This is a genomic window from Candidatus Obscuribacterales bacterium, assembly GCA_019744775.1.
Taxonomy (GTDB): domain Bacteria; phylum Cyanobacteriota; class Vampirovibrionia; order Obscuribacterales; family Obscuribacteraceae; genus SBAT01.
Genome location: JAIETZ010000013.1, coordinates 1 through 20,171 on the forward strand (window position 1 = coordinate 1; position 20,171 = coordinate 20,171).

At 47.7% G+C, this 20,171-nt stretch carries 19 protein-coding genes and 1 pseudogene; 10 read left to right on the top strand and 10 right to left on the bottom strand.

Going from position 1 to position 20,171, the window contains the following annotated elements; all coding sequences use genetic code 11:
• Positions 1-195: 195 nt before the first annotated feature.
• The gene (locus K2Y22_16915; GenBank protein MBX9880143.1) at positions 196-702 is read right to left on the bottom strand and encodes a diacylglycerol kinase family protein; all 507 of its coding nucleotides are present in this window, start codon (positions 700-702) and stop codon (positions 196-198) included.
• Between the two features lie 176 nt (positions 703-878).
• Positions 879-1,382, bottom strand: coding sequence for an rRNA maturation RNase YbeY (gene ybeY / locus K2Y22_16920; protein MBX9880144.1), 504 nt, complete (start codon positions 1,380-1,382; stop codon positions 879-881).
• Between the two features lie 190 nt (positions 1,383-1,572).
• Between ybeY and K2Y22_16925 the strand changes: the two genes are divergently transcribed.
• The 7 genes from K2Y22_16925 to K2Y22_16955 all read left to right on the top strand — a co-directional run bounded on the left by K2Y22_16925 (position 1,573) and on the right by K2Y22_16955 (position 8,161).
• Entirely contained in the window at positions 1,573-2,121 is a 549-nt protein-coding gene (locus K2Y22_16925; protein ID MBX9880145.1) for a hypothetical protein, read from the top strand.
• Complete coding sequence (gene nusA / locus K2Y22_16930) at positions 2,118-3,242, top strand: transcription termination factor NusA (protein ID MBX9880146.1); 1,125 nt, start codon at positions 2,118-2,120, stop codon at positions 3,240-3,242. The genes K2Y22_16925 and nusA overlap by 4 nt, the downstream gene beginning before the upstream one ends.
• A gap of 75 nt (positions 3,243-3,317) precedes the next feature.
• The gene (locus K2Y22_16935) at positions 3,318-3,731 is read left to right on the top strand and encodes a YlxR family protein (GenBank protein MBX9880147.1); all 414 of its coding nucleotides are present in this window, start codon (positions 3,318-3,320) and stop codon (positions 3,729-3,731) included.
• On the top strand, positions 3,728-6,262 hold the full coding sequence (gene infB, locus K2Y22_16940; protein MBX9880148.1) for a translation initiation factor IF-2: 2,535 nt from the start codon (positions 3,728-3,730) through the stop codon (positions 6,260-6,262). The genes K2Y22_16935 and infB overlap by 4 nt, the downstream gene beginning before the upstream one ends.
• A gap of 10 nt (positions 6,263-6,272) precedes the next feature.
• A complete protein-coding gene (gene rbfA / locus K2Y22_16945; GenBank protein MBX9880149.1) occupies positions 6,273-6,626 on the top strand; it encodes a 30S ribosome-binding factor RbfA in 354 nt (117 codons plus the stop codon).
• A 46-nt stretch (positions 6,627-6,672) separates the two neighbouring features.
• Complete coding sequence (gene truB, locus K2Y22_16950; protein MBX9880150.1) at positions 6,673-7,569, top strand: tRNA pseudouridine(55) synthase TruB; 897 nt, start codon at positions 6,673-6,675, stop codon at positions 7,567-7,569.
• Positions 7,562-8,161: a CPBP family intramembrane metalloprotease gene (locus tag K2Y22_16955; protein ID MBX9880151.1), complete on the top strand. Its 600-nt coding sequence runs from the start codon at positions 7,562-7,564 to the stop codon at positions 8,159-8,161. Before truB ends, K2Y22_16955 begins: the two co-directional genes overlap by 8 nt.
• A gap of 212 nt (positions 8,162-8,373) precedes the next feature.
• Here K2Y22_16955 and K2Y22_16960 read toward each other — a convergent pair whose 3' ends face one another.
• Positions 8,374-8,778, bottom strand: a complete 405-nt coding sequence (locus K2Y22_16960; protein ID MBX9880152.1) for an HU family DNA-binding protein — start codon at positions 8,776-8,778, stop codon at positions 8,374-8,376.
• Between the two features lie 298 nt (positions 8,779-9,076).
• Here K2Y22_16960 and mnmE point away from each other — a divergent pair, with 298 nt between their 5' ends.
• The gene (gene mnmE, locus K2Y22_16965) at positions 9,077-10,474 is read left to right on the top strand and encodes a tRNA uridine-5-carboxymethylaminomethyl(34) synthesis GTPase MnmE (GenBank protein ID MBX9880153.1); all 1,398 of its coding nucleotides are present in this window, start codon (positions 9,077-9,079) and stop codon (positions 10,472-10,474) included.
• Between the two features lie 222 nt (positions 10,475-10,696).
• On the top strand, positions 10,697-12,646 hold the full coding sequence (gene thrS, locus K2Y22_16970) for a threonine--tRNA ligase (GenBank protein MBX9880154.1): 1,950 nt from the start codon (positions 10,697-10,699) through the stop codon (positions 12,644-12,646).
• Here the strand turns inward: thrS and hemG are convergent.
• A complete protein-coding gene (gene hemG / locus K2Y22_16975; GenBank protein MBX9880155.1) occupies positions 12,630-14,132 on the bottom strand; it encodes a protoporphyrinogen oxidase in 1,503 nt (500 codons plus the stop codon). The genes thrS and hemG overlap by 17 nt on opposite strands.
• A gap of 89 nt (positions 14,133-14,221) precedes the next feature.
• Entirely contained in the window at positions 14,222-14,950 is a 729-nt protein-coding gene (locus K2Y22_16980) for a response regulator transcription factor (GenBank protein MBX9880156.1), read from the bottom strand.
• A gap of 52 nt (positions 14,951-15,002) precedes the next feature.
• Here K2Y22_16980 and K2Y22_16985 point away from each other — a divergent pair, with 52 nt between their 5' ends.
• On the top strand, positions 15,003-16,610 hold the full coding sequence (locus tag K2Y22_16985) for a hypothetical protein (GenBank protein ID MBX9880157.1): 1,608 nt from the start codon (positions 15,003-15,005) through the stop codon (positions 16,608-16,610).
• Between the two features lie 11 nt (positions 16,611-16,621).
• Here K2Y22_16985 and K2Y22_16990 read toward each other — a convergent pair whose 3' ends face one another.
• The 5 genes and pseudogenes from K2Y22_16990 to K2Y22_17010 all read right to left on the bottom strand — a co-directional run bounded on the left by K2Y22_16990 (position 16,622) and on the right by K2Y22_17010 (position 20,170).
• The gene (locus K2Y22_16990) at positions 16,622-16,882 is read right to left on the bottom strand and encodes a hypothetical protein (GenBank protein MBX9880158.1); all 261 of its coding nucleotides are present in this window, start codon (positions 16,880-16,882) and stop codon (positions 16,622-16,624) included.
• Positions 16,875-17,384 carry a Rieske (2Fe-2S) protein gene (locus K2Y22_16995; protein MBX9880159.1) on the bottom strand — a complete coding sequence of 170 codons (510 nt, stop codon included), beginning with the start codon at positions 17,382-17,384 and terminating at the stop codon, positions 16,875-16,877. The genes K2Y22_16990 and K2Y22_16995 overlap by 8 nt, the downstream gene beginning before the upstream one ends.
• Positions 17,362-17,658 carry a hypothetical protein gene (locus K2Y22_17000; GenBank protein MBX9880160.1) on the bottom strand — a complete coding sequence of 99 codons (297 nt, stop codon included), beginning with the start codon at positions 17,656-17,658 and terminating at the stop codon, positions 17,362-17,364. The genes K2Y22_16995 and K2Y22_17000 overlap by 23 nt, the downstream gene beginning before the upstream one ends.
• 237 nt (positions 17,659-17,895) lie before the next feature.
• Positions 17,896-17,964 (bottom strand): annotated as a pseudogene (locus tag K2Y22_17005) (4Fe-4S binding protein).
• A 10-nt stretch (positions 17,965-17,974) separates the two neighbouring features.
• Positions 17,975-20,170 carry a nitrate reductase gene (locus tag K2Y22_17010; GenBank protein ID MBX9880161.1) on the bottom strand — a complete coding sequence of 732 codons (2,196 nt, stop codon included), beginning with the start codon at positions 20,168-20,170 and terminating at the stop codon, positions 17,975-17,977.
• Position 20,171 lies beyond the last annotated feature (1 nt).

A 20,171-nucleotide genomic window follows, 5' to 3' on the forward strand; every position in this document is an offset into this window, starting at 1 on the left:
GTACTGGTCGGTATGTTGCTTCAACTAACAACTTAATCGAGAAAATTGCACCCTGACGGGTTATATTTTTCATGAGGCAACAGTGATGTCAGGGTTAGCTTTTTAAATGAGGCAAAACGCCTGCCACATCGACGAGGAGTTGCAGATTTCTCCACTTCGGCTGCTTCGCAGCCTTCGGTCGAAATGACAAAAGATCTATTGTGGTATCAGTGCAAGAAGTTTGGGACCAAGCACGATGGCGCCGACGACTACTGCTGTAAGAGACGCGCAGAGGACGGCGGCGGCGGCGGTGTCTTTGGCGTAGCGGGCTGACTCGTGATATTCGCCTTTGGCGTAGAGGTTCACTAAGTGTTCAAGCGATGTGTTGAGGAATTCGGTGATTAGAACCAAGCCGATGGAAAATGCTAGAGAAATGCATCCCAGTGTGTCCACTTTCAGCCATACAGCTGCTGCGGCAACAGCGATGGCGGCGAGGAAGTGGATGCGGACGTTGCGTTCTTCTTTTAGTCCGACCCAGATGCCGTGAAATGCATGGTAAAAGGATTCGATCATGTTTAACGCCCGCCCTGATTTGCGCTGCCAGCTAGCCGGTACAAAAGATGTGGTCCGCGAACTGACGGTTCCCGGACGGTCTTTTACTCTTTCTTGTAATTCGGTGGCGATGGCTGGTTCTCCTAAGCCCGACTTGCCTGAATTTGCCAAGACGATAACACGCAGGTCGCCAAGGCGGCAAATGTTGTTAAGCCTTTTTCAGTTTCGGGGCTACATATATATGCAGAACAAGGGCGCATGCAATGCGCCCCTACAAGGACCAGCGACGTGTCCGGAAGCGCATGCAATGCGCCCCTACGAGTTCATAAGGAAAGTCGACCGTGGGGTTACCGCTTGATGCCGGCAGCCTTCAGTATTGCCTTTTGGCGACCGAACATTTCCTTCTCTTCGGCTGGGGTTTCGTGGTCGAAACCCAATACATGGAGGAACCCATGCACAAAAAGGAAAGCCATTTCCCGTTCAAATGAATGCCCGTATTCGCCGGCCTGCTCATGGGCTTTTTCGGCTGAAATGACAATTTCGCCAATTTCCCAGGGAGCGCCTGGGGGCGGGATTTCCAGCTCTAAGGGAAAGGACAAAACGTCGGTTGCATAGTCCTTGCCGCGCCACTGCTTGTTAAGCTTGCGTATGGCGGCATTTGAGACGATAACCAGGCTAAAGGCGCCCCTGCGCGGCATTTCAGCCAATAGGCGGGCTTTTAGGTGCTTTGGACGGTTATTTTTAAGGTTTCTAAGAGCCTCGGCGGCTAATAGGTCGACTGTTTCCTCAAACCAGGCTAGGTCCACCTTTTGGCGGCGCTGCTGATTCTGGAGCTGGATTTGAAGAGGCATAAAACCCTCAACCACCTTGAAAAATGACGAGCCGACATGCTAGCATGAAAGCCTAAGAAATCTGATTGTCGTAGACTTAAGTTAGTCTACGGCATGATGCTGTTCTAGGCGTCCAAGCTCCCTGAGCCTTCGGGTTCAAGAGATGCGGGGCGTTTCAACTGGCGTTAAGCCGGTTTTCGAGGAGGCAACCTTGCCGGCCAATCTGGACAAAGTCACTGATATCGCCGAAAGCGTCTGTAAGAAGCTTGGCTATATTTTTGTTGATGCCAGAATTGGACAAAGCGGCAGTCGTCGATGTCTGACTGTAACTATCCACAACGAAGATGGTCATATCGGATTTGAAGACTGCGAAAAGGTCAGCCGCACCTTGGAAGAATTGCTGGACAACGAGGAGCCACCTTTAATTCAAGGAGCTTTCTTGCTGGAAGTAGAAAGTCCAGGACTTGATCGAGAACTGAAAACCGAAAGGGAATTTGCCGTATTCAAAGGCTATCCTGTTGAAGTTAAAGCTCGTCAAAAACTGGACGGTATCGGAGATTCATTCACTGGAACTCTGATGGGTCTTAAGGATGGCATTGCCAGCTTTGCTAATCCAAAACCAATTGTGTCTAAAAGCAAAAATGCAAAAACACAAAAGGCAAAGTCCGCAAAAGTTCAAACTCTGACATTGCCCAAAAAGTTGGAAGTTGAACTCTCAAAACTGAATAAAGTCCGTTTATATCCGGAGGTAGAGTCGTGATTAAAATAGGCGACAAATTGCTGGAAGCAGCAGAAGAACTAGAGCGCGAGCGCAATATTCCGCAGGAGGAATTCATTTCCTATGTCTGCGATGCCATTGTTGCTGCTTATAAGAAGAAAGTGCCAGATCATGACGTAGAGGGCGTACGCGCAATCTTCGATCCGGAGACAGGCGAAATAGGAATTTTTGCACCGAAAGAAGTTGTCGAAAAGGTTGCTAACTCCTATCACCAGATTTCACTCAAAGACGCTAAGGATCTAATTCCTGACGTTGCTGTAGGCGAAGTTCTGGAAATTGAAGTTACACCAACTGATTTCTCTGAATTCGGTCGTATTGCTGCACAAACAGCAAAACAACTGATCACACAAAGACTGCGCGAAGCAGAAAAAGAGTTGATCAAGAAAGAATTCGAAGCACGTAAGGGCACCTGTACAACAGGTCAAATCGAGCGTATCGAAGTAATAAGCAACACAAGAAACAACGTCATCATCAACTTGGGTCGCGTCGAAGGCTGCATGCCGACACGTGAGCAATTGCCTGGTGAAACATATCGCGTCGGCAACCGTGTTCGCGTATACGTTCTTGAATTGCGTGACACCGGACGCGTTCCGCAAATTATTGTTTCACAAGCGCATCCTGAATTGGTGCGTGAATTGTTTGAACTCTATGTGCCTGAAATTGAAGACGGTACAGTTGAAATCAAATCAATTGCTCGTGAAGCTGGTTACAGAACCAAAATTGCAGTTCACTCCGAAGATGCCGATGTTGATCCGGTAGGAGCATGTATCGGTACTCGTGGTGTGCGTATTCAAAACGTTGTTGCCGAATTGCGCAACGAGAAGATTGACGTCATCCGTTTCTCAACAGATCCGGTCGACTACATCTCCAACTCGTTGAGCCCGGCTCGCATCACAACCGTTGCGCTGTACGAAGATGCACCGGAAATGGGCGGCAAGCGTGCTGAAGTTATCGTTCCAGACGATCAATTGAGCTTGGCGATAGGCCGTGGCGGACAAAACGTCCGTTTGGCTGCCAAACTCACCGGCTGGAAGATAGACATCAAGTCCGAAAGTCAAACTGGCGGTACGTACAAAAACGTAACGGCCGGCGTTGAAGAATAGTTATGAGAGGGCTTAGACGTAAATACTTCGAATAGAAAAGACACTAAAGCACAGGCGGTACACGACCGCCTGTGCGTGTCCTGTCGAAGTTTTGCTCCTCAGTCCCAACTCATTCGTCTAACAGCCGACAATGCCAGCGGGCAAGTAATTGCTCGTTTTGATTGCTTAACATATCCACATTCTGACAGCCCTGTAATTGGGCGCTCCGCTTACTTATGCCCGAATGCCAAATGTGTCGAAGAGGCGCTAAAGGGCACCAGGCTTAAGTTTGCCCTATCCGGCCGCAAGGTCAAAGGGCAGGCAAGTAAGCGGTCTATAACCTGGCCTCTTGAGTCACAACTTATCAATGTTTTGCTAAGTAAATTTACAGATAGGGCACAAACATGCCAAAATACTCAGGGGAAGGCAACTTCACCAATAGCAACGCAACAACCGCCCAAGGCGGGTAGTGCCGAGCGCGACAAAGCTGGAGCAAAAACAAACAAATGAACGATAGAGTTCGTATCTATGAACTAGCGCGGCAGATGAATCTTCCCAACCAGGATCTCGTCGTAACCTTACGCGAACTGGGGTATGAGGTGAAGAGCCACTCCAGCACAATCGACGGGTCAACCGTCGGGCTTTTGATTTCCGCCCTCGGTAAGAAGAAAGCCGGTGAGAAAGTCAGTGCCGCCACAACGCCGGCAGCGGCACCAGCTGCTAAGACCCCAAAAGCATCCAAAGCAACTATCGCTCCGCCTCCGGAACCAGTCGTTGTGAAGCCGCGTGTTCTTTCTCGCCGCAAACCGACCCCACCACCAGGTGAAATTGTCGCTGAACCAGTTGCCGAGCCGTTGGCTCCAGCGGCTGCTGAAGCACCAGCGGCACCGGCACCAGTTGCCGCTCCTGAGCCTACCGCTCCTACACCACCACCGGTTGCCCCAATTGCAAGACCATCACTAATTCTTCCACCTCCAGCGCCTCCTGTTGTGGCTGCTCCAGAGGCGCCCGCTATTGAAGAACAAAAGTCTGAGGGTGGTAAGAAAGACGGCAAGAAGGACAAGAAGCATCATAGAGACGACGATGATGAAGACGAGAAGAACAGCCCGTTGGTTGTGAAGGCAACTCCATCGCAGCCGGTTCGTGTTGCTGCTCCATCTATTCGCGCAACCCCACCACGTCCTCCGAAGTCACACCGCCAAGGTGGCGCAGACAGGCATGCGAAGAAGGAAGAGAAATCAAAACCGGCTGCTGCAATTCTTGAAGTGCCGAAGATCATTACTCTGACGCAGCCTCTCACAGTAAAAGAATTGGCTGAGCGCATGCTTGTTCCCGAAACAGAAGTGATCAAGCGTCTGTTTATGAAGGGCTTCATGCGTACAGTCAACCAAATGGTTGAGTTGGAATTGGCTCGCGATTTGGCCACTGAGATGGAGTACGAAGTACTTACTGAAGAGCTGAAAGCTGAAAAAGCGGAAGAAGTTGCCCTCACTGATGAAGAAAAGGCCGCTCTGGTTACCAGACCACCTGTTGTAACCATCATGGGGCACGTTGACCACGGCAAGACAAGCTTGCTTGACGCTATTCGCCAAACCAAGTTCCAAATAACCGCAGGCGAAGCAGGTGGTATCACTCAACACATCGGCGCGTATCACGTTGAAATTCCGGGTGAAGACGGCACGATAAAGCAAATCGTATTCTTGGATACACCTGGTCACGAAGCTTTTACAGCTATGCGTGCCCGTGGAGCGAAGGCAACCGATATCGCAATTCTGGTTGTTGCCGCTGATGACGGTGTTATGCCTCAGACAATTGAAGCTATCGACCATGCTAAGGCTGCCGGCGTACCAATTATTGTTGCTGTCAACAAAGTGGACAAAGCCGAATCCGATCCGGATCGCGTGCTGAGTCAATTGATGGAACATGAATTGGTTGCTGAAAAATATGGTGGTGACACGGTTACTGTTGAAGTATCGGCTAAAAAGCGTGTTGGTCTCGATCAACTCTTGGAGATGATTCTCCTTGTTGCAGATGTTTTGGAATTGAAAGCCAATCCGGATGGACCAGCTCAAGGTCTTATCGTGGAGGCCGAACTTTCACGTGGGCGTGGTGCAGTTGCTACAGCCTTGGTTCAAAACGGTACATTGCATGAAGGCGACTACATTGTTGCCGGAACCTGTCAGGGCAGAGTTCGTGCCTTGTTTGATGACCGCGGCGAAAGAGTAAAAGCTGCCGGTCCGTCAATGCCGGTTGAAGTATTGGGTCTTGATGAAGTTCCGCAAGCAGGCGATCGCTTCGAAGTCGCAAACGACATCCAATCAGGTAAAGCAATTGCCGAAGAAAGACGTCTTGTTGAAGTCGATAAGTTTAGACATCGCGTTACTCTTGAGTCGTTGCATGATTTGCTCGAGCAGGGTGAAGTCAAAGAATTGAACGTCATCATCAAAGCTGACGTGCAGGGTACTGCCGAAGCCATTGCCGAGTCCGTTAAGCGCTTGTCCAACAAAGAAGTTGCCGTGCGTGTATTGCGCACAGCCTCTGGTGATATTTCCGAAAATGACGTCAACCTGGCGGCATCATCGGAAGCGATCATCATTGGCTTCAACGTTCAGCCTGACGCTAACGCTAATCGCGTGAAGGAATCGGCCGGTGTTGATGTCCGTACGTACAGCATCATCTATCAAATCACTGATGACCTGATTGCCGCTATCGAAGGTCTCATCCAACCGTTGAGAACTGAGGTCAAGATCGGTACTGCTGAAGTGCGCCAGATATTCAAGTTCGGCAAGAATTTGATGATTGCTGGTTGTATGGTTAGCAGCGGTAAGATTACGCGTGGTTGTATCGCACGTATCGAGCGTGATGGACAAACTATCTTCGACGGCAAGCTTGATACGCTTAAGCGCTTCAAGGATGACGCCAAGGAAGTTGCGCAAGGCTTCGAGTGCGGTATGAGCTTTGCCGGCTTTACCGATATCAAGGAAGGCGATATCATCCACGCCTTTACGATCCAAGAAACCAAGCGTGAGATTCCACGCTGAGGGGGTAAAAATGTCGACTCCTCGTTCACTTAGAGTAGCTCAATCCCTTAAGCGTGAGATGTCTGCCATGCTCATGCGTGATTTGAAAGATGAGAGAATATCAGGCATCGTATCCGTAGTTGATGTTGATCTGACAGGCGATTGCCGTTCTGCCAAGATATTCATTTCTGTGTATGGTGATGAAGCTGCTCAAAAAGGCACTGTGGATGCATTGAATGAAAAGCAAGGCTATATTCGCGGTGAACTTTGCCGCAGACTTTCCTTGCGCTTTGCTCCGGAAATTGTTTTCAAACTCGATAGTTCGTTGGAGCGCGGATCACGCGTAACTGATCTCATTTCCAAGATCTCTCGCGGCGAGATTTAAGTCCTTCTCAATGACATACTTTCTCAACATCCATAAAGAGTCTGGCATGACTGCGCATGATGTTGTAGCTATCGTGCGCAAGATAACCGGCATTAAACAGGTTGGTCATGCAGGTACTCTTGATCCGGCTGCCACTGGCGTATTGCCGGTTGCAGTTGGTAAGGCCTGCCGATTGCTTCGCTATTTGTCGTCCGATAAGACTTATATCGCAGAGATATTGCTTGGAGTTTCCACTGCGACTGATGATCTCGATGGTGAAGTGCTTGAGAAAAAAGATGTTGCGTTGAGCAATGAACAAATTGCTGAAGCGCTCAAGTCTTTCGTTGGATTATTGGAACAGCGACCGCCGAATTATAGTGCCGTGCACCATCAAGGTAAGCGCTTATACGATTTAGCCCGTAAAGGAATTACAGTTGAAGATATTCCACTGCGCAAAGTAACGGTGCACAAACTTGAAGTGCTTGATATAACAATGCCTGTTATACGAGTGCGCATAGCATGTTCTGCCGGGACGTACATTCGATCAATTGCCAGAGATCTAGGTGAGAAATTATCCGTTGGTGGTTGTTTGCAGTCTTTAGTCAGAGAAGTTGCAGGACCATTTACTCTCGATAAATCAATAACTTTAGGTCAACTGAAAGAGCTATCGTCCGAAAAGCGCATGAGCGAAGTAATGACGGATCCTGGTTCAATGCTGGATTTGAAGAGCATATCTATAAATGAGGATATAGCCAAAAAGCTGTCATTCGGACAGGCTGTAACGCTGGAAATGCTCTCAAATGCTGGCATTCATGATATAACTGAGGCTTCTTGGCAGGAGCCTCACCCGGTCATTTTGAGATATGACGGACAGTCTGAGGACTCGTTGTTAGCCGTATGCCGACTAGTAACTGCTGCCGAGACGTCAGATACTTTGCTTAAGCCGGAGGTTGTAATTGTCTGAGCAGCCTAAAAACGCAGTCCAAAATATTGATAGAGTTGCGCTTCTGCAACTAACTATCTTTGTTGAAGCGTTCATTCTATTGGGCGCTACATTTTGGTCGCGAGTTTCCGAAGTAAGGTTGATTGAATTAATCGATGAAGTTACAACGCCAGATTTATTGCTTGGTCTAGGCTTAGGATTTGTTTTATCCGCTGTAAGTATTTTTCTTTTCTGGCTTGGAAAATACGTAAAACCACTTGGAGACTTGCGCTCAATAGTGGTTGATCAACTGGCACCAATATTTTGTCAGTTGACATGGTCTGATGTTTTTATTCTTGCAATAGTTTCCGGCTTTTGCGAAGAAGTCATGTTTCGTGGAGTTGTCCAACAACAATTCGGAATATGGTGGGCAAGTTTGTTTTTCGGATTATTTCACTGCCCCAGCTTCAAACACTTTTCCTATGGGCTCTGGGCACTCGCTGCCGGGCTGTTGCTTGGCTGGATTGTTGTCTACACGGGAAGTCTGTGGCCGGCGATCATCACGCACGCTGTTAGCAACGTGTTGTCGTTGATTTTCCTGCGTCGTGCCGGTAAACAGGCGACCACTGTCTAGCGTTTTGATTTGCCAAGGAAAGGGCGCATGCAATGCGCCCCTACAAAGGCAATAGTACAACGTCTGTATTTCAAAATGAAACGCGCACGAAAGGTTCTGCGTAGGGGCGCATTGCATGCGCCCGGCTGCTGTTTCCTGCTGCTGCCCCGCGCACAAAAAAATGGCGAGTCTTGCGACCCGCCATTTTTAATTGTCTTACTCAGACCTACCGATTAACGGCGGCTTTTCTTTTTGGAAGCGGTCTTCTTAGCCGGCTTTTTAGCAGCTGACTTCTTGGAAGAAGCAGACTTGCTTGGCTTGGAAGATTTGCTTTCAATTTTCGGAGCAACGAGTCTGGATTGACCGTTGATGATGGACTTCAACTCGCGACCAGCGCGGAAAGCTGGCACTTTGGCTGCAGCGATCTTGAGCTTTTGCGATGGGTTTTGTGGGTTAACGCCGGTACGAGCGCGACGGTGTCTTTGCTCGAATGTACCGAAACCAACGAGGGTAACCTTGTGTCCTTTGAGGATGGACGAAGTAATGATGTGAATGAAAGCGCTGATGTTATCACGAACAACATTTTTCGGTTGTCCTGTAATTTCTACGATTTCATCGATCAATTCTGCTCTATTCATGCGAATCTCCACAAATGTGAGAGTAAATAACGCAGGTGATACTACCACCTGCGTAACTCAACATTCAACACTTGGCGAACGGAAATTTTTGAAATTGCAAAAACAAAAAAAGGGCAAACCCTAAAGCTGGTGTTGGGCTAGGTTGCGGCTGCTACTAATGTTTACGAGCCGATCCTCCACGCCGAACCTTCGGGTCCACCCCATAGGTGGAATATACCCGTGAAAAAGTGGCAAATAACTGCATAAACATTAAGAGTAATTACGGTTTGGATAGGTCATCATAGGATATGTTTTGCACATGCAAAACACTAACGCCAGTAACGAAACAATTGCCGCTATAGCTACAGCCCCTGGAGTGGGCGCTATTGCTATTGTTCGTCTATCTGGACCCAGAGCATTTGAAATTGCGAATTCTATTTTCGCAATCGACAAAAATGTATTGTCGCAAACAATTGACTTAAAGAGTCATCATGTTCAACACGGCTATATAGTTGATCGCGATTTGCAGACTATAGTCGACGAAGTCGTTTTGATTCCCTACAAATCGCCGCGCAGTTATACAGGTGAGGATTTAGTAGAAGTCACTTGCCATGGTGGACCTGTAGTAACTTCTGCAATTCTTGCGCTCATGTTGAAAAACGGCGCCCGTTTGGCGCGCGCCGGCGAATTCACCGAAAGAGCTTTCCTGTCCGGCAAATTGGACCTAACGCAAGCCGAGGCGGTTTTAGATTTAATACAAGCAAAGACAACTCGCCAATCGCGTATGGCGCTATCAGCGCTCGCAGGACATCTGGGCGGCAATATTCAAAAGATTCGTTTGGACTTGTTGAATTTGATGTCCGCGGTTGTTGCCGGAATTGATTTCCCTGAAGAAGTTGGTGAAGCCGATGTCAATGAAGTCGCAAAAGTAAGTGCGCAAAGTCGCAAGGCGCTGGAAGAGTTAACAAAGACTGCCCGTTCGGGAAGATTTATGCGTGATGGTTTGCGCTTAGCAATTGTTGGTCGACCCAACGCCGGAAAAAGCAGTCTGATGAATCAGTTGCTTAAATTTGAACGTGCGATTGTTACCGAAATTGCCGGAACGACAAGAGACTCTTTGGAAGAACTGTTAGATCTCAATGGTATACCCGTAGTATTAATTGATACAGCAGGTATAAGACACACAGACGATACTGTCGAAAAAATCGGCATTGAGCGCAGCCGCAAAGCAGTCGCCGAATCCGATCTTGTTTTATTCGTTGTTGATTTAACAGCAGGCTTTGATGAAACCGAGCGCGATATTCTAAATGTGATTGGCACAAGACCATTTGTTTTGATCGGCAATAAAGTAGATGTCGCAAAAAACAACGGACATTTTGCAGAATCCAAATCATCCAATTGCGTGGGCGCCCTTAATATTTCCGCCGCTACGGGCGAAGGCGTCGACACTGTCGCCGGTCAAGTAGAGTCCTGGGTATTTGGTGAAAGCTCCCTGCGTAATGGGCAGGCGTCCCTAAACCAACGGCAAGCCGAACTATGCCGCCGGGCTGCAGAAGCCCTGGCTCACGTGGAAACGACCTTGGCAAGCGGGCTTCCGCAGGATTGCCTGGCTACCGACCTGAAAACAGCCGTAGACGCCCTCTCGGAGGTCTGTGGGGAGTCGGTCTCGGAAGAGGTCATTCACCAGGTGTTTGCCAACTTCTGTATCGGTAAGTAAAGCCCTTAACGCGCGACTCATTCAGGGCTCGATTGGCTACAGCAAAGTGCCGCAGCGGAGCGCAGGATTGCGACAGAGCAATCCGTAGCGAGAGCGTCCAAAGGCGTATGGCAAGCGCAGGCGAAGGCGTTTGCCGCAGCCGGAGCGTAATCGTGGCTGCCTGTCCTGCTAAAATGGCGATGCAGCAGTTTGTTCATGCTGCTATAAAAGGAGTGTAATTCAATGTCGAATGTTCAAACCCAGATTAGCGTCATTCTCCCCGATGGGTCCAAGAGAGAGCTAACCCCTGGGTCAACCGGTGCTGACCTGGCAAAGTCCATCGCCCAAGGGCTGTTTCGTAAGTCCGTTGGTCTAACAATAAATGGAGAGATTCGTGACCTCTATACGCCTTTAACTGATGGCGATACAGTCAAAATCCTCACACCGGACGATGCTGAATCCATTGAACTTCTTCGACACTCCACAGCTCACGTCATGGCGGAAGCTGTTCAGAAGATTTTCCCAGAGGCAAAAATTGCCATTGGTCCAACTATTGAAGACGGCTTCTACTACGACTTCGAAATTAAAGGTCATCCGCTAACTCCGGAAGACCTTGAAAAAATCGAAGCCGAGATGAAGCGTATTGCTTCGGAAGACCAGCGTCTTGTCCGCCATCAGATTTCTGATGTGGATAAGCAAATTGCTGAATTTAAGAGCCAAGGCGAGAAATTCAAGGCTGAGCTTCTTGAAGAGCACCGTGACCATTCGCCTACTATGTATTTGATGCAAGACAAAGATGGCAAAACCATTTGGAATGACCTTTGCCGCGGACCTCACCTGCCAAGCACAAGCGCCATCAAAGCATTTAAATTACTTAAGGTTTCTGGCTCCTATTGGAGAGGCGACGAGAAGCGCGAACAGCTTCAGAGAATCTACGCCACTTGCTGGTGGAAGCAAAGCGATTTGGATGATTACTTGCACCGCTTGGAAGAAGCAGAAAAGCGTGACCACAGAAAATTGTCAAAGCAACTGGATCTCTTTTCGCAACACGAAGAGGTTGGTCCCGGTCTAGTTTTCTGGCATCCAAATCTCGCCACCGTGCGTACCATCATTGAAGACTTCTGGCGCACTGAGCACAAGCGCCGTGGTTATCAATTTGTCTTTACGCCGCATATTGCCAGCGAAGACTTGTACAAAATAAGTGGACACTTGGAGTCATACGGCGAAAATATGTATTCGTCGATGGACATTGATGGACTGCCGTATCGCGTCAAGCCAATGAATTGTCCAGGTCACATCATGATCTACAAGTCGCGTCTGCATAGTTATCGTGATCTGCCATTGCGTTTTGCAGAACTTGGTACTGTGTATCGCTATGAAAGATCAGGCGTCTTGCACGGCATGTTGCGCGTACGCGGATTTACCCAAGATGATTCGCACATCTTCTGCACACCGCAGCAACTCGAATCCGAAATCAATGGCATCCTCGATCTCATTGAGATGATGATGGATACTTTTGGTTATACCTACAAAGCCTATCTATCAACTCGTCCGGAAAAATACATTGGTACCGACGAAGAGTGGACAATGGCGACTAATGCATTGGAAGCAGCGCTCAAATCCCGCGGTCGTGATTACGAAATTGATGAAGGTGGCGGAGTATTCTACGCGCCGAAAATTGATATCAAACTCTACGATGCGATTGGTCGCGAATGGCAAGGACCGACTGTACAAGTCGATCTCAACTTACCGAGACGCTTCGATGTAACCTACATCGGAGAAGACGGCGAGCGCCATCAAGCAATCATGGTGCACCGCGCAGTATTGGGTTCGTTGGAGCGCTTTGTCGGCGGTCTCATCGAGCACTATGCCGGAGTCTTCCCGACTTGGCTGGCACCAACGCAAGTTGCCGTTCTGCCAATTTCCGACAGACACGAAGCATACGCCCGCGAATTGCACGATCAATTGCAAGCCCGCGACTTCCGCGTGAAGCTGGACGACCGCTCCGAACGCATCAACTACCGCATCCGGGAAGCTCAAGTAGAGCAAATCCCATACATGCTCGTAGTCGGTGACAAGGAACTCGAATCCAAATCCGTAGCCGTCCGCCACCGCAGAGACGGCGACCTCGGAACAATCCCCTTCACCGAATTCGTCGAGCGCCTAACAAAAGAAGTCAACGAGCGGACATAATTGGTCCTTGCCTTGTCGTTTCGAGCGAGACGCCGAAGGTAGCATCGGTAAGCATTTTCATAATTGACTCGGCGGCGGCTTCGCCGCTGGAAACGCAGTTTGGAATTCCCGGACCCATAAGATAGTTCCCGGCTAATACAAGTCGTTTATGGGCAGCCACAGATTTTTGTATATTGTCGATGAGAGTCAAATGTCCCAAGCTGTATTGTGGCGCTGCGTGTTCATGACGAGTAAGTCTTATATGTATGGGTTCAGCAAAAATTTGCAAGTATTTTTTTAAATCCTCCTTGGCGCTCTTAACTAGATCGAGATCTTTAAGTGAATAGATATCTTTGTTCAAATAATTACCCATAAAAACGCGAATCACCACGGTTTCTTTGGGGGCCCGTCCGGCATACTTTTGACTGGCAAATGTACACGCGATAATATGACTCTTTTCTTTTGCCGATACGACGAAACCGTAACCCTTTAATTTGGGAACGTCCGATTTTTTGTACACAAGATTGAGCACGACGGACTGTGCGTGAGTGATTTGCGACAGCTGTTTAGAAATCGTTGTATCAAAATTGGACAAAATTTGGCTTGCCTGATTGGACGAGGTCGCAATAATTAGTCCGTCAGCTTTAATAGATCCGCTATTTTTCGTCTCCACAATAAATCCCATGGTGTCACTCTTGATTCCGCAAACCTCGGTATTGGTTCTGATTGCTGAGCCCAGCCTGGAAACAATTGTTTCGGAAAGGACAGCTAGTCCTCTGCTGAATGAAATGAAAGGACCCGTGCCGTCTTTTGAAGATCTCCTGGCCGACTTCATTAATCCGGAAATAACGCTACCATGGCGTTTTTCCAAATCCAGAAAGCGTGGCATGGTAGCTTTGAGACTTAACTTCTCTGGATCGCATCGGTAAATTCCGCCAACTAACGGTTGTACAACTCTTTCTAAAGCCTCTTTGCCAAAGCGACGACGAACAAACGCAGCTAAGGACTCATCATCAACTTCTTTCTTGGCAGGTAGGAATGTTTCCAGCGCCATTCGCAATTTGCCCAATGGTGAAAATAAGGTTGAGGCGAAAAACGCAAGGAAGTTTGTGGGAGCTAAAACAATGAAGCCTTGTGGTACGACATGTAATTTGCCATTCCAGGCAACATAAGTTCGGTTGTTTTGTTTTTCCGTCGCAATTACTTGATCTTCTAAACCGAGTCGGGTAATTAGGCTAAGTGCTATTGGCTTTTCTGTCAAAAGGGAATCCGGTCCTTCCTCCAGAATAAAATGTCCTTGGCGTATTGTCGAAATTGCTCCGCCACATCTATCTGATGCCTCTAGAACTGTTATCTTTAATGCAGGTTGGAGTTCGTGCAGTTTGAATGCTGCCGACAAACCGGATATGCCACCACCTATGATAACTACATGCGGGCTTTGCTTGTTGTTCGGAACTTCCATTATGTATTCAGAGACAGGAAAAACTAATTCTGTATTATCGTGCACTGACTACATTTTCGGATCGCCCGAGCGAAGTACTCCGATCATCCATTAGGATGATTTCGGAATTAATAAACGTGCTCACGTTTGCCTAATTAAACCAAACCGCTCCGCATAGCTTGAACTGCTGCTTGAGTTCGATCGTCTACCGCTAGTTTATTTAAAATATTACGGACATGAGTCTTAGCTGTTGACAGAGAAACTATAAGCCGATCAGCTATTTCTTGATTGGACAAGCCCTCCACAATAAGCTTCAATACTTCCAATTCTCTAGACGATAGTTGCTCCGGCAAAGAATTACCGGCAGTTGAAGATGGCTCTGTGTTCACCGGTGCTTCGGCTTTAGTAAATTCCCAGGCTTTTTCAGACTTTGTTTCTTGGGATAATCGATTTTTCAAAACTTTAGCCGCAATAGTGGTGTCAAGCCAGATGTCTCCTGAAGATACACTGCGAATTGCAGTGTACAGACGATCAGGTTGTACATCCTTTAGGCAATAGCCGCCGGCGCCTGCTGCTAATGAAGCTGCAATATCCTGTTCGTTGTCATGTGACGTAAGCATTATTATTTTGGCTTCCGGATTACTTACAAAAATGAGCTTGGAAGCCTCTATCCCATCCATTACTGGCATGCCTACATCCATTAGGACAACATCTGGCTTGATTGAGCTATAGGCTGTCACCGCTTCTTGCCCATTTGAAGCTTCACCAATCACCTTCAAATCGCTCGTTCGCTCTAGGACTGCCTTTATCCCGATGCGAGTCAGCAGATGATCTTCAACTAATAGAATCGTTATTTGGGTGGGCGTTTTCTCTTGATTGCTCATAATTCACCGGTCAACATCTAACAACAGAGTATTTTTGATTATTATATATTCTATGACTGAAACGCCTAAGCCAAACTGGGAGAGCAAAGACGAAATCGAGTTGCGCAAGCGCTGGCTCGAATTCGGTTCTCAAGATGAAGAAGTACTTGCTGAACTTGATCCGTTCGTGTCAGGTCAAGCACAACAACTGATTGATTATGTATATCGACACTTTCTTTCGTTTCCGGAAACCTCCGGATTTTTTCCCGATAAGGAAACGCTAGAGAGAGCGAAGTCCGCTCAAATTGCTTACTTCGATCGTCTGACAAAGGGAAGCTATGATGAGAATTACGTCAAGGATCGCTTGCGCGTTGGGTCAACACATTACCGCATTGACTTGGATCCTAAATGGTACTTGGGTGCATACAGCCGCGCTATGCAGTGGTTTTCAGATCGGCTGTTTGAGAAAATGTCCCAGGAACCGGCAAAGCTTCTAAAAGCAATTTCTGCTTTCAGAAAAATAGTTTTCTTTGATATGGGCTTGGCTATCGAAACCTATATCCGGGCAAAAGAGACGGCAATACGGTCCCATATGGAGGCACTACATGAATTAGCCACGGAAAAGAAAGTTACAAAAAGCATTCTTGAGAATGCTCCCATTGGTATTGTGAGACTTAGCAGTGAACTTGCCTGTCTCGAGTCCAATCAAAAATTCCTCGAAATGGCGGGCATTGGTCGGAGTGAAAAAATAATGGGTCGATCACTTTCCTCCTTCGCTCCTAGTTTGCCAATACAAGTCTTTGAACAGGTTCTTTTAACTGGAAATGCTTTTGCTGCTACTGCGGAGCCCCTTATCTTTAATTCCGATATAAAAGCTGTTCCTGATTATTTTGACTGGGCTGTTTGGCCTATCAAAGACAATATTGGTCGGACAGTCGGACTGGTCGCTAAATTTACTAACGCCAGTGATCGCATTATGGTACAGCAGCAACGTGAAGATTTCGTAGCGACGCTAACACATGATTTAAAAACACCGATACTCGCTGCCAATCGTGCGGTAAAACTTCTTATGGATGGCGACTTTGGTTCTGTATCCGAGGAGCAGACGAAGATTCTGCAAACAATTCATGATAGTAATTCGTCGCTTTACACACTTGTTCTAACTTTGCTAGATGTTTATAGATATGAGTCCGGTTCAAAGGAGCTAAATATTGCACCGGCTGACTTGACTGTCACGATAAGTCATTTAGCCGATGAATTAAGATCACTTGCTCAAACACAATCAATCAAACTCACGGTGGTTTTGCCAAAGACGTCTCTAAAAGTCATGTGTGATGAAGAGGAAATCAGGCGTGTAATTCAAAACCTTGTGGACAATGCTCTCAAATATACGCCAATCGGTGGAACGATTACCATCTCCATGCAGCAATCCAACGAAGAAACTCTTATAGAGGTCAAGGATACGGGCAAAGGCATAGCCGACGAAGATCAGCCGAAATTATTTCAAAGGTTCTGGCAAGCAGCAGGCAGCGGTCGTTATTATGCTGGTACAGGTTTAGGACTTTTTCTCTGCCGCAAAATCGTAGAAAGGCATAATGGACGAATTTGGTGCGAAAGCAAACCGGGTCAAGGATCTACTTTCCGATTTACTATTAGTCACATGCAAGTTCGGGCTAGCTGAATCGGGTATTGCTACAAGCCTTTGGTCTTTGCGTGACGCTCTAAGCGTCTAACAAAGAAGTACAGACTTAATACCCCTGTAAACAGCAATCCAGAAAAAATTGCGCCGGGAATAGCCGCATCATGATGTCCGGATAGATAGGCTTCTAGAGATGCTGTAAGCAGCCACATTTGAACTACCAGAAGAACAACAATGATTGCAAACGAGCCATCTATCGCTACCATGTACTGGTGTCGGGAAAGAGTTCGTTTTTCAAGATTGTCTTTACTCATGAATCTTTATACCGGTTGCGATTAATAGTCCATTTTCCTGCTCTAGTATTACACGCGGCAATGGACGAGGCGGAGGTCCTTTGAGAACTTCTCCGGTTTCGATAGCAAATGACCCTTCGTGACAGGGACATTCCAGTGTGCTTTTCTCTTTAGAAAAGTATACTGGACACGACAAATGAGTACACTTTTGACTGTATGCTACGAATGTATCAGGATTCGTGCGTACCATAATACAACGATCTTCGGCGTTCGGATAAGCAAACAGTTTTGTGCCGCCTACAGGAATTTCGGAGGCGTTTGCAATTGCTTGACGAGGAAAAACAGGTTTTCTGTACAGCCATGCTTTTCCTAATATCCATAAATTGCCTACAAACATAGCTAGGCTCGTGAGGGTAAGAAACTTTGTGAATTGCCTGCGGTTAACAAAAGTTTCGTGTGCTGACTCTATGGAAAACTCGTCCTTCCATAAAGGTTCCCCTTCAGAATGACGAACTGGTTTCATAGTCATGGCTCCTTTCCCACATGTAGTCTACGACATCAACGCTGATGGATTCCATTTCAGGCGATGTCATCATGAAGACCTTTGTTGTAACTGTCTGATTGCCGAAGTGAAAGACATTGGTCGGAATAAGCTTGCGCTCCTGCTCGATTTTTTCTTTCGGTACAAAAGCCAAGGCTTGGCTTGGGCACACTGTTGCGCACATCGGCCGCTTGCCTTGAGAGGTACGGTCATAGCACATATCACACTTCATCATCAGGTCTAACTTGGTCATCATTTTAGGTACGCCAAAAGGACAACCGAGTACGCAATTAGAACAAGCTACGCAGCGGGGTTTCAGAGATGACTGTACTACGCCGTCGTCCGTCTTCTTGATAGCATCGGCTGGACAAACCTGAGCGCACGTCGGGTCGTCACAGTGCATGCACACCGTCGGAACTGTAGCTATGCTATTTGCGCGATCTATAAAGTCAACTTGAATCATTGGGTAGCCACGATGTGTCTCACATTCGGCGCAAGCATTCTCGCAGGCACGGCACCCTATGCATCGGGATGGATCAATAAAAAACGCGAAGTCGTTCATGGTGGCACTCCTAAGTGGCCCAGGCAGGCTGTTTGTCTGCCTTGGCTATTCGACAAGCAGAGACTTTGTATTCCGGTATCTTGCTGCGAGGATCAATTGTACGATGGGTAAGTCTGTTAATACTTTTGTCGCCCGGCCAATGGTAGGGTACAAACACCGTATCCGGTCTGATTGTACGTACAACCATTGCTCTGAAGGTTAGCCCTTGCCTGCGTGTAGTGACAGTGACCCAGTCACCATCAGCGATACCGTGCTCTTTGGCAAGACGGGGGTGTATTTCAATACGTGGCTCAGGATAAATATCAACCAGAGCACCTATGCGTCTTGTTTGAGTTCCGGAAAGGTACTGACTAACAACGCGACCAGTAGTTAGATATATTGGATAATCAGAATCGACAGGATCACCACTTTGCCTATAAGGAGTGAGCATGAAATGTGCTTTGCCGTCTTTGTGAAAGAAGTGATTGTCTTCAAACAATCGTGGTGTGCCTGGATGAGCTTCCGTTGGACATGGCCAAAAAACACCCATTTGTTTGTCGATTTTTTCGTATGTGATGCCGTAATAATCTGCGTTGCCGCCCTTTGAGGCTTCTCGCAACTCGTTAAAAATTTCACGCGATGTATTGTAAGGAAAGTATTTTTCTTTACCCAAACGCCTAGATAGATCGCAGAATATTTCCCAGTCAACTCGGGCGTTACCGGGTGGGTCAACGCATTTTTGAATATGCAAGACCCGCCCTTCCACATTTGCCACCACGCCCTCGTCTTCTTCCTGAAGACTGCCGGCTAGAACTACATCTGCATAATGCGCCGTCTCGGACATAAATGGGTCAACAATGCAAACAAATTCTGCTTTTTCTAAAGCTTCCTGCGTAAATTGAACATTGGGCAAGGAAACTATTGGGTTAAAGCATATGGATACAAGCGCTTTTATTTCGCCTTTATGCAAGGCTTCCATAATCTCCATCGCCGAATAGCCGGCTTGTGGAATATCCTCAGGCTCGATACCCCAAACCTTTGCTACGTGCTTTCTTGCTTCCGGGTCGTCAATTGAACGCTGTCCCGGTAGTTGGTCACATTTTTGTCCATGTTCGCGACCACCCTGCCCATTGCCCTGCCCGGTGATCATCAAACAACCTGCACCTTCGCGGCCTATATTACCTGTGGCAAGCGCGATATTAATCAATGCGGAGCAATTTTCGACACCTTTGGAGTGGTGTTCAACTCCACGTGCGTGCATGATCATTGCTTTATCGGCAAGTCCTAGCCAGCGAGCGGCTTTCTCAATTGCATCTGGAGGCACGCCCGTTATATCAGCGGCAACAGCAGGTGTGTATTGCTGGACAGCTGCGGCAATCTCGGCAAACCCGGTTGTGTATGCATCAATAAACTCCTGCTTGTGCATTCCTTCTCGAAGAATGACATTAAGTATGCTCATGTACAAAACGACGTCCGTGCCGGGACGCACCGGAAGGTATAAATCGGTATTGCGGCTGATGGGGGTCATGCGTGGATCAACAATAATCAGCTTGCCGCCGTTATCTTTCATACGCCAGACATAATCCGTTGTGATTGGCGAGCACTCCGCTGTGTTTGAGCCTGCGATCATCACGACATCGGCGTGTGGAATGTCGGCCCAAGGATTCGGTGAGCGATCAACCCCAAAAGCGAGCTTGTAGGCAGTTCCGGCAGAGACCATGCAAAGGCGGCCATTGTAGTCGATGTGTTTCGTGCCGAGTGCCACGCGAGCAAACTTACCTAGTAGATAGGATTTTTCCGTTGTCAGCGAAGCGCCACCATACACAGCCACCGCATCCTTACCATATTTAGCTTGAATCTCTTCAATTCGCTTCACAGTCAAATCAAGCGCCTGATCCCAGGTAGCTTCTGCAAACCCGGAGTCCGTGCGTAAAAGTGGTGTAAGCAACCTGTCCTGGTGGTTGCTTTGCATATAACGCTTTACGCCCTTTGGGCAAAGCATGCCTTTGTTGAAGGGGAAATCTTCCCAAGGTTCAAAGCCTATCACCTGGTCGTCTCTAACCTTCAATTGGATTCCGCATTGCATGCCGCAAAAACAACAGTGTGTTTTAACCAGTTTGTCGGCCGGATTAGATGCTTCGTCCTGCCAGCCACCGGGTGGCTCATAGTTGAGATGCGGCCCATAAATATCATTAAGCCTGGAAATTGGCAGCGGTGGTTTGGCCATG

Excerpts from the sequence above, each read along its gene's own strand:
- ybeY (MBX9880144.1), bottom strand. The coding sequence starts at position 1,382 with ATGCCTCTTCAAATCCAGCTCCAGAATCAGCAGCGCCGCCAAAAGGTG.
- infB (MBX9880148.1), top strand. The coding sequence starts at position 3,728 with ATGAACGATAGAGTTCGTATCTATGAACTAGCGCGGCAGATGAATCTT.
- rbfA (MBX9880149.1), top strand. The coding sequence starts at position 6,273 with ATGTCGACTCCTCGTTCACTTAGAGTAGCTCAATCCCTTAAGCGTGAG.
- truB (MBX9880150.1), top strand. The coding sequence starts at position 6,673 with ATGACTGCGCATGATGTTGTAGCTATCGTGCGCAAGATAACCGGCATT.
- K2Y22_16960 (MBX9880152.1), bottom strand. The coding sequence starts at position 8,778 with ATGAATAGAGCAGAATTGATCGATGAAATCGTAGAAATTACAGGACAA.
- mnmE (MBX9880153.1), top strand. The coding sequence starts at position 9,077 with ATGCAAAACACTAACGCCAGTAACGAAACAATTGCCGCTATAGCTACA.
- thrS (MBX9880154.1), top strand. The coding sequence starts at position 10,697 with ATGTCGAATGTTCAAACCCAGATTAGCGTCATTCTCCCCGATGGGTCC.
- K2Y22_16980 (MBX9880156.1), bottom strand. The coding sequence starts at position 14,950 with ATGAGCAATCAAGAGAAAACGCCCACCCAAATAACGATTCTATTAGTT.
- K2Y22_16985 (MBX9880157.1), top strand. The coding sequence starts at position 15,003 with ATGACTGAAACGCCTAAGCCAAACTGGGAGAGCAAAGACGAAATCGAG.
- K2Y22_16990 (MBX9880158.1), bottom strand. The coding sequence starts at position 16,882 with ATGAGTAAAGACAATCTTGAAAAACGAACTCTTTCCCGACACCAGTAC.
- K2Y22_16995 (MBX9880159.1), bottom strand. The coding sequence starts at position 17,384 with ATGAAACCAGTTCGTCATTCTGAAGGGGAACCTTTATGGAAGGACGAG.
- K2Y22_17000 (MBX9880160.1), bottom strand. The coding sequence starts at position 17,658 with ATGATGACCAAGTTAGACCTGATGATGAAGTGTGATATGTGCTATGAC.
- K2Y22_17010 (MBX9880161.1), bottom strand. The coding sequence starts at position 20,170 with ATGGCCAAACCACCGCTGCCAATTTCCAGGCTTAATGATATTTATGGG.